The organism is Streptomyces sp. NPDC020681 (assembly GCF_044334895.1).
Taxonomy (GTDB): domain Bacteria; phylum Actinomycetota; class Actinomycetes; order Streptomycetales; family Streptomycetaceae; genus Streptomyces.
Genome location: NZ_JBIRTX010000003.1, coordinates 661757 through 678157, shown reverse-complemented (window position 1 = coordinate 678157; position 16401 = coordinate 661757). Strand labels below are relative to the sequence as shown.

Sequence of the window (16401 nt, the reverse complement as noted above, 5' to 3'; positions counted from 1 at the left end):
CCCCCCCCGCCCCGCGCCCGCCCCCCCCCCCCCCCGGCCGCCCCCCCCCCCCCCCCCGGGGGGGGCCCCCCCCCCCCGCGGGGGGGGGGCCCCGCGCCCCCCCCCCCCCCCCCCCCCACCTCGCGCATCACCTTCGGCCGGGTCTCACGAGAAGGTCGGCATGTCGCCTTCCGTCGTGCCCACGTCGATCAGCGTAAACACCGCGCCCTGCGGGTCGGCGACCGTCGCGAAGCGGCCGAAGGGGCTGTCCATCGGGCCGTACCGCAGCTCGCCGCCGAGCTTGGTGACCGTCGCCACGGCCGCGTCGCAGTCCTCCACCGCGAAGTGCACATTGGCGAACGGCGCCACGATGTCCGGGACTTCGTCCTCCATCTCAAGACGGCCGGCCACCGGTTGGCCCTCGACGTTGAACAGCTTGAAATCGACCTCGTCGTGGTCCATCTGCTGCATCTCGAACGGGAAGACCGCGCCGAAGAAGGCGTCCGTCCTGCGGGGGTCGCGGGTGTTGATGTCGACCCAGCAGTACGAGCCCGGCTCGCCGGTCTTCTCGAAGCCGAAGTGTTCGCCCGGCTGCCAGGCGCTGAAGAACACTCCGCTCGGGTCCTGGGCCGAGAGCATCGTGCCGAACTCGCCGACCTCTATCGGCTCCATCGTCACCGTCCCACCGTTCTCCCGGATCCTGGCGGCGGTTGCGGCTGCGTCCGCGGTGGCGAAGTAGAGGTTCCAGGAGGCGGGACCCTCCACGCCCGGCAGCTGCGGGACGACGGCCGCCACCGCCTTGCCGTCCGAGAACGCGTGCGTGTAGTGGCCGAATTCTTCCGAGCTCTCGCCGAAGGTCCAGCCCAGCAGCTCGCCGTAGAAGCGCTTCGCGGCTTCCAGATCAGGGAACATCGCGTCGGCCCAACAGGGCGCGCCTTCCGGGTGTAGCGCCATGGGTTCCCAGCCTCCTGGTCGAGCAGATTTCCGTGTTCTTTCACGCTATTCGTCGGCCGGGGCCGACGCGCGCGGAACGTCCGATCGTCCTCGGACCCGACTCCCTGTAAGGGTCCCCTTGCCGCGCGTTCATATACTGCCGAGCATGCCGTCGACCAGTCCCGCCCGTCCCACGGGCTCCGCCCGCCCCCGGATACTCGCCGACCTCACCCCGCTCCGGACCTCCGTCCACTACCGCAGGCTCTGGTTCGGCAACACCGTCTCCTGGCTCGGCCAGGGGATGACCGCGCTGGCGATCTCCCTCCAGGTCTACGACATCACCCGCTCCACCTTCGCCGTCGGCCTGGTCGGGCTGTTCTCGATGGTGCCGCTGCTCGTGTTCGGGCTGTACGGCGGGGCCATCGCCGACACCGTCGACCGCCGCAAGCTCGGTCTGGTCAGCGCGAGCGGATCCGCCGGACTGTCGGTGGCACTGGCCGCGGCGGCGATCGCCGGCTACCACCATGTCTGGTTCCTGTACTGCGTGGTCGCGCTCCAGGCCGTGTGCGCGGCGGTCAACCAACCGGCCCGCAGCGCGATGATCCCGCGTCTGCTGCCGGCCGAGCAGCTGCCCGCCGCCAACGCGCTCAACTCGATGACCATGACGTCCGGGATGCTCGTCGGGCCGATGCTCGGCGGGCTCATCGTCGGCTTCTCCGGCTACCAGACCGCGTACCTCATCGACGCCGTCGCCTTCTCCGCGTCGCTGTACGCGATGTGGCGGCTGCCGTCGATGCTGCCGGAGCGCGCCGACGGCGCGAAGAGGGCGTCCGTGCTGGACGGACTGCGGTTCCTGACCAAGCGGCCGAACCTGCGGATGACCTTCTTCTCCGACTTCTGCGCGATGATCCTGGCGCATCCGCGAGCGCTGTTCCCGGCGGTCGCGGTCGTCTGGTACGACGGCGACGCCCGCACCACCGGCCTGCTGGCCGCGGCTCCCGCGTTCGGCGCGCTGCTCGGCGGAGTCCTCTCCGGCTGGACCGGCCGGATCCAGCGGCAGGGTCTTGCGATCCTGCTCGCTGTCGGCGCATGGGGCACGGCGATCGCGGTCTTCGGCCTCACCCGCAACCTCTGGCTCGGCCTGCTCTTCCTCGCGCTCGCGGGCTGGGCGGACACGGTCTCGATGGTCTTCCGCAACACCATGCTCCAGACGGCCGTCCCGGACGAGATGCGCGGCCGCCTCCAGGGCGTCTTCATCGTGGTGGTCGCGGGCGGTCCTCGCCTCGGCGACTTCCTGGCGGGCAGCGTCGCGCACCTGACCTCTCCGGCGGTGACGGTGACGGGCGGCGGGATCGCCTGCGTCCTGGCGGTCTCACTGCTGGCGCTGCGGTGGCGCGGTTTCGCCCGCTACGACGCACGCGACCCGCAGCCGTAACGGGCGCTTCGGCGCGGTCCTCGGTTACGGGACAACGCCCCGCACCACCCCCAGCTCCACCAAGTCCTGCGGTCGCAACCGCAGTTGGTCCGCCGTGTGCGGGACCTCCTCCCGGCCCCGCTTGAGGATCGCCGCCGCCGACTCCGGCGCGATGACCGAGAAGTAACTGTCCGGCGTGGCCCACGTGTTGCCCTGCGCCGCCAGGGCCAGTGCGCCGCCCGAGCCGCCTTCGCCGATCAGGAGCGTGGTGATCGGCGTACGGGCCGCGGCGAGCGCCGAGAACGCGTCGGCGATGGCCGCGCCCGCGCCCGACCGCTCCGCCGCCGCGTCGTTCGACGCGCCCGGTGTGTCCACGAGCGTGAGCACCGGAATCCCGGTCCGGTCCGCGAGCCGGACGACCCGGGCCGCCGTCCGGTAACCCGCCGGAGTCGTCGCCGTGCCGCACTGCGCGACGTACGCGACGGCCTGCCCGTCCCGCAGCCCGACCCCGCACAGCAGTCCCGCGTCGACCCCGCCGCAACGGTCGCCGCTCAGCGGCCTGCGCTCGCCGAAGTACGCATCGAGGTACGCCTGCGCCCGCGGACGCCGCGGATGCCGGGCACGCTCCACGGCCTGCCACCCCGTGCCGGGGAGTTCACCGCCGCCCAGCGCGCCGGGCGGCGGCACCGCCACCGGCTCCGAGACGGGCGCCAGCGCAGTCGTCCAGAACGACACCGCCTCCCGCAGCCCTTCCGGCCGGACGATCTCGTCGATCTGGCCCGCCGCCAGCTGGCCCTCCGCCGTGTACGCCGACGGTCCGCGTCCGGCGGGCGGACGCGGGAGCCCGCGAAGCCGACCTGGGCTCCGGGGAGAGCGAGGATCACATCCGCTCCCGCGCCCAGCGTCGCCCAGCCGCCGCCCGTCGTCGGATCGCGCAGGACCGCGATGTGCGGCACTCCCGCGTCCCGCAGCCGGACCGACGCGCGGGCCACCCGCTGGAGCTGGGTCAGCGCGATCATGCCTTCCTGCATCCGGCTGCCGCCCGTCGCGATCAGCGACACCAGCGGCCGTCCCCGCTCGCGCGCGATGCCGTACGCCGCCTCGAGACGGTCACCGGCCCGCGCGCTCAACGAGCCGCCGAGGAAGCCGAATTCGAAGGAGATCAGCACGCAACGGCGGCCGCCGAGCGTGGCCTCGCCGTACACCACGGACTCCTTCGAGCCCGTGCGCTCCTCGGCCGCCGCGCGCTGTGCGCCGTATCCCTCCCAGGAGATCGGCCCGTCCGACGGCGGCACGGCGGGATCGACCGGCACCACCTCCGTGAAGTCGTCGCAGATCAGCGCGATCGCCTCACGCGCGGTCAGCCGCTCAGCCATGGAGTGCCCGCTTCATGATCTTGCCCATGTCGTTGCGCGGCAGAGCGTCGAGGAACCTCACCGTGCGCGGCCGCTTGTGCGGAGCGAGCTGAGAGGCCACATGGTCCGCCAACTCGGCCTCGGACGGCGGTGCTTGGGGATCCGCCGGCACGATCCAGGCCACCACCCGCTCCCCGAGATCCGCGTCCGCCTCGCCGGTCACCGCCGCCTCGCGTACGCCCGGATGATCCAGCAGCGCGTTCTCGATCTCACCGGCGCCGATCTTGTAACCGCCGCTCTTGATCAGGTCGGTGGCCTTGCGCCCGACGATCTTCACCGAGCCGTCCGGCTCGCGCACCGCCATGTCGCCGGTGCGGAACCAGTCCCCGTCGAAGGCCGCGGCCGTCGCGTCCGGCCGGTTCAGATACTCCGTGAACAGGTTCTCGCCGCGCACCTGGATCTCGCCGATGCTCTCGCCGTCGTACGCGGTGATCTCGGCGCCGTCCTCCTCGACCAGCCGCAGCTCCACGCCCCGCAGCGGCACGCCGACGGTGCCGGGCCGCGCCTCGCCGTCGACGCGTACGGACGTGTTCATCAGGGTCTCGGTCATGCCGTACCGCTCGACGACCCGGCGGCCGGTCGCCGCCGCGATCCGCTCGTGGTCGTGCACGGGCAGCGCCGCCGAGCCGGACACCAGCAGCCGCGCTCCCGCGAGCGCCTTCGCCAACTCCCGGTCGCCGTCGAGCGCTTCGGCCAGCCGGCGGTACATCGTCGGCACGCCGAACAGCATCGTGCCGCCGGCCGCGAGCTCGCGCTTCACGCCGTCCACGGAGAACCTGCCCAGATGCCGCACCTCGCCGCCCCGGCGCAGCGGCCCGAGGATGCCGAGGATCAGCCCGTGCACATGGAACAGCGGCAGCCCGTGCACGAGGACGTCGTCGGCGGTCCACGCCCAGGCGTCCTCCAGGGCGTCCAGGGATGCGGCGATGGCGCGCCGGGGCAGGACCGCGCCCTTGGGCGGGCCGGTGGTGCCGGAGGTGTAGACGATCAGCGCGGGTGCCTGGAGGTCCGGCTCGTCGAGCGGTGGACCGGTCTCACCCGTCACCGGGATGTCGATCCGCTGCAACGACCGCAGCGCGTCGGGGAGTTCGTCACCGGCCGCGGCCAGGACCGCTGCCGGCGCGCTGTCCGCGACGATGTGCGCCAACTCGCGCTCACCGGTCTTCGGGTTCAGCGGCACGGCCGGCACTCCGGCGAGCAGCGCGGCGACGACGCCCACCGCGGTCTCCAGCGTCGGAGTGGCCCACAGCGCGACGCGTGCGGCCCCGCCGATCCGTACTGCCAGCGCGCCGGCCGCGCCGGCCAGCTCTCCGTACGTCAGTCCGCGCTCACCTCGCTCGCCGAAACGCAGCGCGGGCCGGTCCGAGCCCCGCCGCTCGGCGGCGGTCAGCGCCGGGAAGAGGTCACTCACCAGTGGTCTCCCATCTGTCGGCAGCTCCTGCCGACTTCTCCTGCACGGGCCTGTTCATCTGCGCTTCCGGGACGCACCATTCTCCCCACTACCGGGGCGTAACAACTGAAGGGGTAGCGGTGTTGCCGCTGCGTACCGGGCTCGTTCCCCTGCTGGCCGTCGTCGCGTCACTGCTCACCCCGTCGGTCGGAGCGCATGCCGCACCGGCCGCCGCCGCCCGTATCCCCGTGGTCTTCGTCCACGGGTACAACGCCGACCCCGGGGTCTGGGGCGGCCTGCGCGAGGACAAGGGGTGCGGCCCGAACACGCCTCGTTACGGCAGCGGGAGCGCCACCTTCACCGCATAGACCGCCACCAGTCCGTAACCCACCCGGAACGTCCACACCCGCGCCCCGTCCGAGATCCGTGCTCCCGCCAGCCCGCTCACACCCACCAGCAGCTGCTGCCACGCGAACGACGCGACGAAGACCGCGCCGACGAACACCGCTCCCGCCGCGCCTCCGCTCAGTGTCGCGCCCTGTGCCGTGGTCAGGGCCGCGAAGTACAGAGCCGTCGTCGGGTTGATGAGCGTCAGTGCGGCGAAGCGGGTGAAGACGCGCGTGGAGGACGCCGCCGGGGCCCCGTCCGGCAGGGGCTGCACGGCGGCCGGTCGGCGGGACGCCAGCAGTCCCCGTACCGCGATCACCGCCAGCACCACCGCCGAGACCAGCCGGACCCACGCCTCGACGTCCGAGAGCGCCGACGCGACCAGCGGGCCCAGTGCCGTGGCGACCGCCGCGTAGGCGAGGTCGACGACCGCGACCGCGGCCGCCGCGGCCACGGCGCTGCGGCGGTCGCGCATGGCTTCCTGGATCAGCAGGACACCCACCGCACCCACCGGCATCGCCACTCCGAGGCCCGCCGCAGCGCCCGCCGTCGCTGTCGTCCAGATGTCAGTCATGGGCACACCCTCGAACCCCGGCCGCCGCTCGCGCGGCCGGATTACGGCTCGCACTGCGACAATCGCGGTATGGACACCCTCGACAGTGAAATCCTCGGCGTGCTGCGTGAGGATGCGCGGATCTCCTACCGCGACCTCGGCGTCCGCGTCGGCCTGAGCGCGAACGCCACGGCCGACCGGGTGCGCCGGATGGTCCGCGACGGCGTCATCCGCGGCTTCACCGCGATCGTCGACCCGACCGCCGACACCCGCGCCGGTCTGGTCGTGTTCATCGACATCACGCTCCGGCTCGACACGACGAACGAGGAGTTCGAGCGGGTGGTCCTGAAGCTGCCCGGCATCACCGAGGTCGTCCATGTGACCGGCGCGCACGACTATCTCGTACGCGCCAGAGCCGCCGACCCCGCCGAACTCGACACCCTGCTGCGCACCCTCAAGCGCGAGGCCGGGGTCGCCCAGTCCAGCACCCGGATCGCACTGCGCGCGGCTACCGGGGCGCCTGCCAGGTGACCGTGGTTCCACGGCCGGCGTCGTCGCGGGTGCCGTCGTCGGTGACCACCAGGCGCACGCCGTCCCGGCCGTCCGGCAGCCGCGCCGTGGCGTCCACCTCAACATCGATGGCGGTCACGTCCGGCCGCCGGTGGGCCGCCGCCAGCGCGCCGCGCAGCACGGCCAGCAACTGCCCGTCCGCCGGCTCCCGTACGAGCGCGTCCACCGCGCCGACGAAGTGCACGGACGGCTGGAAGCCGAGCAGCGCCGAAGCTCCGGCGGTCTCTCGAAGGACCCGGCCGCGGAAGCCGGCGGGCGCCTCGGCCGGCGGCTGCTGGAGCGCGAAGATCGTGGTCCGCACCTCCTGGATCGTCGAGTCCAGCTCGTCCACCGCCCGGCCCAGCAGCTCGTCCGCCTCGCCCGCGGCCGCCCGCCGCCGGGTCGACTCCAGCATCATCTCCGTCGCGAACAGCCGCTGGACGACGAGATCGTGCAGATCGCGGGCGATCCGGTCGCGGTCCTCGTAGACCGCGAGCTGCTCGCGGTTGTGCTGGGCGTCGGCCAGCACCAGCGCAAGCGCGGCCTGCGAGGCGAACTGCGAGGCCAGCAGCCGTTCCACCGCCGTGTACTGGCGGCCGTGCCGCCGCCGCGGCAGTGCGAGCGTGCCGATCAGCCGTCCGCCGCTCCGCAGGGGCAGCATCATGGACGGCCCGAAACGGCTCCGTACATGGGTCGTCATCCGCGGATCGGTCGCCGAGTCGTCGATGAACACCGGCTCCCCGCCGAGCAGTTGGACCAGCACGGGCGAACCGGGCTCGATGGTGGTGCCGACGATGTCGCCGGGGTCGTCCGGCGCGGACGCGGCGACGATCTCCATGCCGCCCTCCTTGGTGGGCTGGAGCACCACCCCGGCGCAGGCGTCGGCGAGGATACGGGCCTGTTCGGCCACGGTCATCAATGCGTCGGCCGCGCTCTCGCCGGTGAGCAGCGCGGTGGTGACCGCGGCGGCGCCCTCGATCCAGCGCTCGCGCTGCCGGGCCGTCTCGTACAGCCGCGCGTTGCCGATCGCGATCCCGGCCTGCGAGGCGAGCACACGCAGCAGCGCCAGGTCGTCCTCGGTGAAGGCGCCGCCGCGTTTCTCGGTCAGCTAGAGATTGCCGAAGACCTCGGTGTGCACACGGATCGGGACACCGAGGAAGGAGTGCATTTCGGGATGGCCCGGAGGCATGCCGCAGCAGCGCGGGTCGGCGGTGAGGTCGTCGAGCCGCAGCGGCTGCGGGTGGCGGATGAGTTCGCCGATGAGCCCGGCGTGACCGCTGGGCAGCCGGCCGATCCGCTGCCGTTCCTGGTCGGTCATTCCGGCGGTGAACAGCTCGGTGACGCGGTCGCGCTCGGGGTCGACGACCCCGAGCGCGCCGTACCGCGCGCGGGCCAGCTCCGCGGCGGTGTCCACGATGTGCTGGAGCGTGGCGCGCAGTTCGAGCTCGGTGCCGACGCTGAGTACCGCCTCCAGCAGCATCGGCAGCCGGGGCTGGTATGCCGGTTCGCCCACGCGCGCCTCACTCGACCCAGGACTGTCCGGACTATCTGACGTCGGCCTCGGCCAGTGGATCGAGGATCAGTGGCTGGATCTTGCCCTCCAGCATCGCGCCGAGGCCGAGCACGGCGCAGATGTCGGGCCGTTCGGCGATGTGCACGGGCATGCCGGTCGCGTCGCGCAGCATCTGGTCGAGGCCCGGGAGCAGCGCGCTGCCGCCGACCATCATGATGCCGCGGTCGGCGAGATCGGCGACCAGATCCGGCGGGCAGTCCCGCAGCACCTTGCCGATGCCGTCGAGCACGGAGGTGAGCGGTGTGTGGATGGCGTCCCGTACGGCTGCGGTGTCGACGCGCACCGAACGCGCGAGGCCGGTGGCCACGTCCCGCCCGTGGATCTCGGTCGACTCCGGGCCCTGCTGGGTCAGGCCGTTGCCGTGCAGGGCGAGTTGCAGGGGCCGTACGGACTGGCTCGGCAGCATCAGTTCGTGCTGGTGGCGCAGGTGCTGGATCACCGCGTGGTCGATGGCGTTGCCGCCGACCGGGATCCGTTCGGCGGTGACGATCGAGCCGAGCGAGAGCACGGCGACCTGGGTGGTGGCAGCGCCGCACACCAGGATCATGGTGGCGACGGGCTGCTCGACGGGCAGTCCGCAGCCGACGGCCGCGGCGATCAGTGTGTCGACGAGCTCCACCCGGCGGGCGCCGAGGCCGACCAGGGTCTCGACGGTGGCGCGCTGGGCCAGCGGGTCGGCGTCGTGCGGGGTGCTGGCGGCGGCCCGCAGGCGGGGCTTGCGGCGCAGTTGGCGGCGGAGCTTCTCGCCGAGGAGATGACGGAGCATCCGCTGGGCCATCTCGATGTCGACGACGGTGCCGCCGGAGACGGGCCGGGCGACGCGGATGTAGTCGGGCGTACGGCCCGTCATCTTCTCGGCGAGCGCGCCGACCGCGATCAGCGCGCCGGTGCGGGTGTTCACGGCGGCGACACTCGGCTCGTCGACGACGAGCCCGGCCCCCTTCACGAAGACCCGGGTCCTCGCGGCCCCCAGGTCGACGGCGACATGGCAACGACGCAGCTGCTCAAGGCTGACGGTCACGGCAGATCCTCCCGAGTGCGGTACTTGATGGCATCGTGCGATCGCCTCGGGAGCTGCGCGCGCTGGGTGAGCCGGTCGGGGGTACAGACCTGACGACCCGCCAGATCCGCTCCGCCGTTCGGGGGTCCGGCCCGCCTTCGCGTGGCCCGGCTACGACAGCCGCTGGAGCAGCCCCCAGGTGAACTCCGCCACGCACTGCTTCCCGTCCGGGAGCGTCAGCGCCAGCCGCCACCGGGTGGGTGCCGATCCCTCCATCGGCCGGGCCGGCGGGAAGGCCTTCGCCGCCTCGTCCACCGTGCACGACCACGGCCGCAGGTCCGCCGGCGTGCGCAGCTCGGGGCCCTTCGCGCCCGGGGCGCGCACCAGCCATTCGTTCCAGACCGCGCCGCCGTCCGCCGCGAGGACCTCGAAGCGCAGATCCGGCCAGAGCGGCACCGGCCACAGCAGCGCGTCGCACTCCAGGTCGCCGATGCGGCGGCGTTCGGTCCGCTCCGGCGCGCCGAGCACCGAGCGGTAGCGGGCCAGCGCACCGCGGCCCCGGCGGGCGTGGAGCATCGCCTGCCAGCGGCGGTTCGCCTCACGCATCTCGGCGACGGATACGCCGAGTTGACGGCGGGCGTCCTCGACGAGATCCGGCTGGTGGTCGGCCATCCGGCGCAGCAGGACGAGTTGGAAGTCGAGCGGGCCGAACGGCGCGGAGGAGGTCATGACCGACATACTGCCCGTCAACGCGAGCGAGCTGACTCGCCGCGGAGGTGAAGATTCCACACAAGATCCTCACACCTTCATTCACCGCTGGCCCATCCGCGCCGAATAGCCTGCGGGCGCCATGGATTACTGCCACCAGTGTCGACGGCACCTCAACGGCGCTCTGGCCTGTGCAGGCTGCGGCACGCCCGTCGAGGAGCTTCGGCATCAAAGCCCCAGCGCACCCGCGTCGGAACACGTCTACGAACTGGACGAGGTCTCCGAACCGGCGGGTCACCGGCGTTCGCGCCGCCAGGCCCCGCAACGCCGCAAGCCGGCCGGCCGCCGGGGCAAGAAGCGCCGTGGGCGCAAGGTGCTCATCGGCACCTTCGGCCTGGTGCTCGCCGCCGGTGCGCTGAGCCTCGCCGAGCTGGCCATGGAGAATCCGGGCGACGACGGCGCGGCCACCTCCGTGAAGGAGGAGACGGAAGTCGAGATCGCGCCTCTACCGGAGCCCACGGACGAGGACACGCCCCCGGAGCTGCCGGACGGTGTGACCGAGAAACCGGTGGCGACGGCGACGAAGACCGCACGCCCGTCGGGCAGCGGATCCGGCGCAGGCGCAGGCGCCGGCAGGCCGACCGGGACCGCCGCGGGCGACGGCCCGCCCGCGCCCACGTCATCCGCCGCTCAGCCGTCCTCCAGCGCGTCACCGTCGGCTTCCGGCGGGCCGAGCCCTTCGAGCTCCGGCCAGCCCTCGACGGGGCCCGCGGCACCCCCGCCCCCGGCGCCCACACCGACCGAGACCTGCAACCAATTCCTCTGGTGGTGCATCTGACCCGGCGGTCCGTCTGACCCGGCGGTGCGTCTGAGTGTCCTGCCGGGCGGTCCGCTAGGCGGGCTCGCCCAGCATCCGCCTCAGCAGGTCCCGCAGCATGGTCCGCTCCCGCACGGAGAGCTCCGCCAGCGGCTCGCGCGCGAAGTCCAGCGAGTCCCGCAGCTGCCGAGCCGTCTTCATCCCGTCCTCCGTGGGTGCGGCGAGCTTCACCCTGCGGTCGTTCGGATCGGGCCGCCGCTCCACCAGACCGCGGACTTCCAGCCGGTCGACTATGCCCGTGATGTTCGACGGCTCGCACTTCAGCTTCTGTGCGACACGGCGCATCGGCATGGGCTCCAGAGAGAGCAGCCCGAGGACCCGGGCCTGCGCGCCGGTCAGTGAGTGCTGCGCCGCTGCCTGCTCGAAGTCCGTGTAGTAGCGGGCCACGACGGAGCCGATGAGGTCGACGACTTCGAGGGTCAATGGGTCTGTACGCGATGTGGCCATGGGCACCAGGATACCCAGATACTTGACAACATGAAATATCAAGGAGCATGGTTGTTTCAGGTAGTGAAGCTTTTCTAGGAGGAACGCAACATGTCGGCACTTCCCGCAACCAGCCGTGAATGGCACCTCGTCGCCCGCCCGCACGGCTGGCCCAAGGCGGAGGACTTCGCCCTGCGCGAGGCCCCGGTCTCCGCTCCGGGCGAGGGCCGCGTCCTCGTGCGCAATCTGCACTTCTCGGTCGACCCGTACATGCGCGGCCGGATGAACGACGTGAAGTCGTACACCCCGCCGTTCCAGCTCGACCAGCCCATGGACGGCGGCGCGGTCGGCGAGGTCATCGCCTCCAACGCCGAGGGCTTCGCCGTCGGCGACCATGTGCTGCACGGGCTCGGCTGGCGTGAGTACGCCGAGGTGCCCGCCAAGCACGCCGTGAAGGTCGACGCCTCGCTCGCCCCGCTCTCCGCCTACCTCGGTGTCCTGGGCATGACCGGCCTCACCGCCTACGCCGGCCTCTTCGACGTCGCCTCCTTCAAGGAGGGCGACGCGGTGTTCGTCTCCGGCGCGGCCGGTGCGGTGGGCAGCCAGGTCGGCCAGATGGCCAGGCTCAAGGGCGCCTCGCGCGTCATCGGCTCGGCCGGCTCCGACGAGAAGGTCAAGCTCCTCGTCGAGGAGTACGGCTTCGACGCGGCCTTCAACTACAAGAACGGCCCCGTCGCCAAGCAGCTGAAGGAAGCTGCTCCCGACGGCATCGACGTCTACTTCGACAATGTCGGCGGCGAGCACCTCGAGGCCGCGATCTCCTCCTTCAACCTGTTCGGCCGGGCGACCATCTGCGGCATGATCGCGCAGTACAACAACACCGAGCCGACCCCCGGCCCGCGCAATCTCGCCATGGTCATCGGCAAGCGGCTGCGCCTTCAGGGCATGCTCGTGAACGACCACAAGGACCTCCAGCCTGAGTTCGTCCGCGAGGTCGCGGGCTGGATCGCCGCCGGCGAGCTCAAGTACAACGAGACCGTGGTGGAGGGCATCGAGAACGGCTACGAGGCGTTCGTCGGACTGCTCCGCGGTGAGAACACCGGCAAGATGATCGTTTCGCTCACCAAGTAGTCTCACCTTCAGCCGTCGCGGTCGTGGGCGCGAGCCGCGGCGAATCAGCAGGAGGAAGTCTCTACATGTCCATCCAGCAGTCCGACGTCCTGTACACCGCCGTCGCCACCGCGGAGAACGGCCGTGACGGCCGTGTCGCCACCGACGACGGTCAGGTCGACCTGGTCGTCAACCCGCCGAAGGAGATGGGCGGTTCCGGCGCGGGCACCAACCCGGAGCAGCTCTTCGCCGCCGGCTACAGCGCCTGCTTCCAGGGCGCGCTCGGTGTGGTCGCCCGCCAGGAGAAGGCTGACATTGCCGGCTCGACGGTCACCGCGCACGTCGGCATCGGCAAGAACGACGAGGGCTTCGGCCTCATCGTGAAGATCACCGCCACCATCCCGAACGTGGACGAGGCCGGCGCCAGGGCCCTGCTCGAGAAGGCCCACCAGGTGTGCCCGTACTCGAAGGCCACCCGTGGCAACATCACGGTCGAGCTGGCCGTCTGACGCGCACCAAGAGGGCCGCACCCCGTCCGGGGTGCGGCCCTCTGTGCATGCTCGGGCAGACCGTGCTCAGCGGGTCAGCAGCGCCCGGCCGACCTGCGCGAAGATGCCCTTCGGATGGTCGCGGAACAGCGGCTCCGTACCGAACAGCACCACCGGTGCCCCGGTCGCCGTCGTACCGCTGACGACGGACGCCCGGCCCGCCGCGTCCGCCGGACCGCCGGTGCCGTCGTCGGCCGCCCGCCAGTGTCCTGCCACCAGCGGATTGCCGGTGGCGTACGACTGGTCGGCCCGCACGCCCGGTCCGAGATCGGTGAACCACATCGGCGAGTAGACGAAGGTGTGCGCCGGAGCGCCGCCGGTGATCGGGCCACCCGCGTTCGCCACCCGTACGACACCGTTGGCATCGCCGTTGCCCGCCGTCGCCTTCGCGGCGATCAGTCCGGCATCGGCGTTGAACGTCGCGCCGCCCGAGCCGATCCCGACCACGCCGACGCCGCTCGCACGGAAGGCGTTGCGGGCCGCGGGCGTCAGCGCCCCGTAGTTCAGTCCGGTCGAGACGAACAGCACATCCGCCCGGGACCAGTCGAAGCCCGCGTTCAGCGTCGCGGTCGACACCGGCACCACGTCGAAGCCCATCTCACGCAGCGCGAACTGCTCGCCCGCGGTCACCGCCGCCGCGACCCGGGTCCGCCGCAGCGGCTCGACCCCGCGCTCCTTCGTCGCCGAGAAGACCACGCCGAACCGGTCGGCCAGCTCGGCCGCCGCAGCACGCGCGGAACCCGGCACGATCGCCGCGCCGTCGGCCGTCCGCCGCACCTGTACGCCACGCGCCAGCAGTGCGTTGACGGCGGCGAGCTCCTTCGGGTCGTCGAGCCGCAGCCGCAGATCGCCGTACCCGGCGACCTGGCCGGTCGGCGACGCGGCATGGACCGGGCGCCCGATCACATGGAGATCACCGGTGTCGGCCCTCGCCACGCTCGCGCCCCACAGCAGCCCGAGGCTCCAGCCCGAGATGTCGTACATCGTGGTGACGTCCGCGCTGATGTCCCGGCCCGCGGCCAGGATCACATTGGCCATGCCGCGCTTGGACTGGTGCATGTCGACGACGTACGAGCCGGCTGGATAAAAGCGGCCTGCCAGCCAGAACGGCAGCACCGCGCGCTCCACCCGGACGTCATTGGCGACCAGATGGTCGACCAGACGGGCCGCCGCGACCGCCGAACGCTGTCCGCGACCGGCCGGGATGACATACGCCCGCGGGAAGGTGGTCGTGTACACGTCCTCCGGACCGATGCCCGGCACGCCCGGCACGGTCTCCGAGGACACCGGCACCTGCGCCTCGCCGGCCGCGCCCCGCCGGAACGTCTCGATCTGGTCGGCGATCACCGAAGCGCGGTGGGCGTTCGTGTAGTCGAGCGTCGCGCGCATCGCCGCACCCGCGATGGCCGTGTTGATCACCGCGCGGCGGCGCAGCTCGGCGACCGGCAGGCTGTCGTACTCCTCGTTGTTGACCGCCATCGGGAACTCGATGGTGTGCGAGGCGACCGCGCCGTGGAACGGCACGTACTGCGGAGTGAAGATCGGCGGCCAGTCGTCCCAGCCCTCCTCCATGTCGCGGAAGGGGATGATCGCGGGCTCGACGCCGTCCTTGTCCGGCGTGTAGCCGAGTCCGTTGACCGCCGCCTCCATGCCCAGCGCGTTGGCGTAGGCGTTCTTCAGGAAGAGGTCGTACTCGTAGTTCTCGCCGTGCGGCGGGGTCGTCGGCTCGATCAGCGTGCCGTTGACATAGCCGTGCAGGTCGAGCATCACGGCGGGCTGCTTGTCGATGGTGATCTGCCGCATCGCGCGCACCTCGGGCTGGGATGCGGTGACGAAGTCCCGGTTCAGGTCGAAACCGTTGGCGTTGGCGCGGGTTCCGGCGATCCGGCCGTCCGGATTGGCCGTCACATTGAGATGGATACGGTTCTTGGCGAGCAGTCCCGCGGTCTTCGCGTCCTTGGCCTTCGCCAGCTCCTCGATGAGCTTGAGGGCGGCGTCCGTGCCCTCCCACTCATTGCCGTGGATGTTGTTGTTGATGAAGACCGGCGTCTTGTAGGCGGCCTTGATGTGCTTGTCGCGGGCCGCTTGGGCCGGAGCGTTCTCGATCAGCTCCCGCATGCGCTCCTGCTCGCGGGACTGCTTCGCGCTCTCCGGAGCGGTGACGGTGACCAGATAGAGCTCATGGCCGCCCGCGGACCGTCCGGCGACCTCCACGCTGACCCGGTTGCCCAGCTGCTGCAGCGCGTTCAGCTTCGGCGCGAGCGCGTGGTACGGGGCGAGGCCGAGCTTGATCGACTTGTCGGCCGGGTTGACAGGCGGCACGTCGAGGACGGTACGGCGCGGATAGCCGCCGGTCTTGCTGAGCGTGAGGGTCTTCGTCGTCACGGCCGACCGCGGGGCGGAGGTGGCGGGCGCGTCGTCGGTGCCGCCTCGTTCGCGTACGGGATGCGGGCCGTCACGACCCGGCGCGCCGGGCGCACCGGGCAGAGCGGTCGCGGTGGCGGGCGCGAGCAGCAGCGCACCTGCGAGCGCGGCGGTGGCGACCAGGGCGGGTCTGGGGATGCCCATGCGTATGTGCCTCCGGAGAATCGGAATCGATCATCGCGACGAACAGTACGCAGGGTCTACCGCTTCAACTCCCGAACAACAAGAGGCGCTTCGGCGCGCCGCCGGTTCGGCGTAAGGACCCGGCCCGGGACCTGACGCTCTGTGCTGTCCGAGGGCCCGGATAGGCTTGGACCCATGCGTGATCTTGGGGTGGGCTTCGGCTACTTGATGAAGGGCCAGCGCTGGGTCGGCGGACACGGCCGGTGGTTCGGCTTCGGGCTGCTGCCCGGCCTGGTGACGCTGGTGCTGTACGCGGGCGCGCTCGTCGGGCTCGGCTACGGCGCGGACGACTTCGTCGGCTGGGCCACGCCCTTCGCCGACGACTGGTCGTCGCCGTGGCTCGGCCTCCTCCGCGGCACGCTGACCGCGGTGGTGTTCGGCTTCGGCCTGTTCGTCGCGGTCATCACCTTCACCGCCGTGACGCTGCTGGTCGGCCAGCCCTTCTACGAGTCGCTGTCCGAGCAGGTCGACCGGAGCGAGGGCGGCGATGTGCCCGAGTCGGGGCTGCCGCTCTGGCGGGAGCTGTGGATCTCCGCGCGTGACTCACTGCGGGTGCTCGCGCGGGTCGTGCTGTTCGGCGTGGTCCTCTTCGCGCTCGGCTTCCTCCCGGTCGTCGGCCAGACCGTCGTCCCGGTCATAGGCTTCTGCGTCTCCGGCTTCTTCCTCGCGCACGAACTCACCTCGGTCGCGCTCCAGCGGCGCGGCATCGAACTCAAGGACCGGCTCGCGCTGCTGCGCGGCCGCAGGATGCTCACGCTCGGCTTCGGCGTACCGCTGACGCTGGCGTTTCTGGTGCCGCTGCTCGCCGTGTTCCTGATGCCGGGCGCGGTGGCGGGCGCGACGCTGATGGTGCGGGACCTGCTGACGCCGGACGAGCCGGCGGGCTCGCCGACGCCCGCGTCGCCGTACAGCCTCAACAAGGACTGGTGAGC

The 16401-nt window shown here is 71.8% G+C and carries 14 protein-coding genes and 2 pseudogenes; 7 read left to right on the top strand and 9 right to left on the bottom strand.

The annotated features are described in order from the left end of the window. Positions 1-144: 144 nt before the first annotated feature. Positions 145-933, bottom strand: coding sequence for a VOC family protein (locus ACH4YL_RS10235; RefSeq protein ID WP_398506610.1), 789 nt, complete (start codon positions 931-933; stop codon positions 145-147). Positions 934-1078: 145 nt separating this feature from the next. Between ACH4YL_RS10235 and ACH4YL_RS10230 the strand changes: the two genes are divergently transcribed. Continuing rightward, a complete protein-coding gene (locus ACH4YL_RS10230; protein WP_398506609.1) occupies positions 1079-2347 on the top strand; it encodes an MFS transporter in 1269 nt (422 codons plus the stop codon). A gap of 24 nt (positions 2348-2371) precedes the next feature. Here the strand turns inward: ACH4YL_RS10230 and ACH4YL_RS10225 are convergent. Both ACH4YL_RS10225 and ACH4YL_RS10220 read right to left on the bottom strand, forming a co-directional pair. Continuing rightward, positions 2372-3702, bottom strand: a pseudogene (locus tag ACH4YL_RS10225) (carboxyl transferase domain-containing protein). Beyond that, positions 3695-5152 (bottom strand): acyl-CoA synthetase, encoded by a 1458-nt coding sequence (locus tag ACH4YL_RS10220; protein WP_398506607.1) that lies wholly within the window; start codon positions 5150-5152, stop codon positions 3695-3697. Before ACH4YL_RS10220 ends, ACH4YL_RS10225 begins: the two are co-directional and overlap by 8 nt. Before the next feature lie 119 nt (positions 5153-5271). On the opposite strand from ACH4YL_RS10220, the gene ACH4YL_RS10215 reads away from it, so the two are divergent. Beyond that, on the top strand, positions 5272-5499 hold the full coding sequence (locus ACH4YL_RS10215; RefSeq protein ID WP_398506606.1) for a hypothetical protein: 228 nt from the start codon (positions 5272-5274) through the stop codon (positions 5497-5499). On the opposite strand, the gene ACH4YL_RS10210 is transcribed toward ACH4YL_RS10215, so the two are convergent. Further along, positions 5466-6092, bottom strand: coding sequence for a LysE family transporter (locus ACH4YL_RS10210; RefSeq protein WP_398506604.1), 627 nt, complete (start codon positions 6090-6092; stop codon positions 5466-5468). The two genes, ACH4YL_RS10215 and ACH4YL_RS10210, sit on opposite strands and share 34 nt — an antisense overlap. Before the next feature lie 69 nt (positions 6093-6161). Here ACH4YL_RS10210 and ACH4YL_RS10205 point away from each other — a divergent pair, with 69 nt between their 5' ends. Then, the gene (locus ACH4YL_RS10205) at positions 6162-6602 is read left to right on the top strand and encodes an Lrp/AsnC family transcriptional regulator (protein ID WP_398506602.1); all 441 of its coding nucleotides are present in this window, start codon (positions 6162-6164) and stop codon (positions 6600-6602) included. Here the strand turns inward: ACH4YL_RS10205 and ACH4YL_RS10200 are convergent. The 3 genes and pseudogenes from ACH4YL_RS10200 to ACH4YL_RS10190 all read right to left on the bottom strand — a co-directional run bounded on the left by ACH4YL_RS10200 (position 6580) and on the right by ACH4YL_RS10190 (position 9922). Further along, a pseudogene (locus ACH4YL_RS10200) lies at positions 6580-8100 on the bottom strand (GAF domain-containing protein). The gene ACH4YL_RS10205 and the pseudogene ACH4YL_RS10200 sit on opposite strands and share 23 nt — an antisense overlap. Positions 8101-8164: 64 nt before the next feature. Continuing rightward, entirely contained in the window at positions 8165-9214 is a 1050-nt protein-coding gene (locus ACH4YL_RS10195; RefSeq protein WP_398506600.1) for a rod shape-determining protein, read from the bottom strand. Between the two features lie 150 nt (positions 9215-9364). Continuing rightward, complete coding sequence (locus tag ACH4YL_RS10190) at positions 9365-9922, bottom strand: hypothetical protein (RefSeq protein ID WP_398506598.1); 558 nt, start codon at positions 9920-9922, stop codon at positions 9365-9367. 121 nt (positions 9923-10043) lie between these two features. On the opposite strand from ACH4YL_RS10190, the gene ACH4YL_RS10185 reads away from it, so the two are divergent. Continuing rightward, positions 10044-10739: a hypothetical protein gene (locus tag ACH4YL_RS10185; protein ID WP_398506596.1), complete on the top strand. Its 696-nt coding sequence runs from the start codon at positions 10044-10046 to the stop codon at positions 10737-10739. Between the two features lie 54 nt (positions 10740-10793). Here the strand turns inward: ACH4YL_RS10185 and ACH4YL_RS10180 are convergent, their stop codons facing one another. Next, a complete protein-coding gene (locus tag ACH4YL_RS10180; RefSeq protein WP_398506594.1) occupies positions 10794-11225 on the bottom strand; it encodes a MarR family winged helix-turn-helix transcriptional regulator in 432 nt (143 codons plus the stop codon). A gap of 90 nt (positions 11226-11315) precedes the next feature. Here ACH4YL_RS10180 and ACH4YL_RS10175 point away from each other — a divergent pair, with 90 nt between their 5' ends. Both ACH4YL_RS10175 and ACH4YL_RS10170 read left to right on the top strand, forming a co-directional pair. Further along, positions 11316-12335 carry an NADP-dependent oxidoreductase gene (locus tag ACH4YL_RS10175; RefSeq protein WP_398506592.1) on the top strand — a complete coding sequence of 340 codons (1020 nt, stop codon included), beginning with the start codon at positions 11316-11318 and terminating at the stop codon, positions 12333-12335. A 65-nt stretch (positions 12336-12400) separates the two neighbouring features. Next, the gene (locus tag ACH4YL_RS10170; protein ID WP_398506590.1) at positions 12401-12823 is read left to right on the top strand and encodes an organic hydroperoxide resistance protein; all 423 of its coding nucleotides are present in this window, start codon (positions 12401-12403) and stop codon (positions 12821-12823) included. A gap of 66 nt (positions 12824-12889) precedes the next feature. Here ACH4YL_RS10170 and ACH4YL_RS10165 read toward each other — a convergent pair whose 3' ends face one another. After that, on the bottom strand, positions 12890-15430 hold the full coding sequence (locus ACH4YL_RS10165) for a M14 family zinc carboxypeptidase (protein WP_398506588.1): 2541 nt from the start codon (positions 15428-15430) through the stop codon (positions 12890-12892). A 174-nt stretch (positions 15431-15604) separates the two neighbouring features. On the opposite strand from ACH4YL_RS10165, the gene ACH4YL_RS10160 reads away from it, so the two are divergent. Then, a complete protein-coding gene (locus ACH4YL_RS10160) occupies positions 15605-16399 on the top strand; it encodes an EI24 domain-containing protein (RefSeq protein ID WP_398506586.1) in 795 nt (264 codons plus the stop codon). Positions 16400-16401 lie beyond the last annotated feature (2 nt).

What these genes read in the sequence shown, in the direction of transcription:
- ACH4YL_RS10185 (WP_398506596.1), top strand. Translation starts at nt 10,044, where the DNA reads ATGGATTACTGCCACCAGTGTCGACGGCACCTCAACGGCGCTCTGGCC.
- ACH4YL_RS10165 (WP_398506588.1), bottom strand. Translation starts at nt 15,430, where the DNA reads ATGGGCATCCCCAGACCCGCCCTGGTCGCCACCGCCGCGCTCGCAGGT.
- ACH4YL_RS10170 (WP_398506590.1), top strand. Translation starts at nt 12,401, where the DNA reads ATGTCCATCCAGCAGTCCGACGTCCTGTACACCGCCGTCGCCACCGCG.
- ACH4YL_RS10210 (WP_398506604.1), bottom strand. Translation starts at nt 6,092, where the DNA reads ATGACTGACATCTGGACGACAGCGACGGCGGGCGCTGCGGCGGGCCTC.
- ACH4YL_RS10160 (WP_398506586.1), top strand. Translation starts at nt 15,605, where the DNA reads ATGCGTGATCTTGGGGTGGGCTTCGGCTACTTGATGAAGGGCCAGCGC.
- ACH4YL_RS10180 (WP_398506594.1), bottom strand. Translation starts at nt 11,225, where the DNA reads ATGGCCACATCGCGTACAGACCCATTGACCCTCGAAGTCGTCGACCTC.
- ACH4YL_RS10205 (WP_398506602.1), top strand. Translation starts at nt 6,162, where the DNA reads ATGGACACCCTCGACAGTGAAATCCTCGGCGTGCTGCGTGAGGATGCG.
- ACH4YL_RS10235 (WP_398506610.1), bottom strand. Translation starts at nt 933, where the DNA reads ATGGCGCTACACCCGGAAGGCGCGCCCTGTTGGGCCGACGCGATGTTC.
- ACH4YL_RS10230 (WP_398506609.1), top strand. Translation starts at nt 1,079, where the DNA reads ATGCCGTCGACCAGTCCCGCCCGTCCCACGGGCTCCGCCCGCCCCCGG.
- ACH4YL_RS10190 (WP_398506598.1), bottom strand. Translation starts at nt 9,922, where the DNA reads ATGACCTCCTCCGCGCCGTTCGGCCCGCTCGACTTCCAACTCGTCCTG.
- ACH4YL_RS10175 (WP_398506592.1), top strand. Translation starts at nt 11,316, where the DNA reads ATGTCGGCACTTCCCGCAACCAGCCGTGAATGGCACCTCGTCGCCCGC.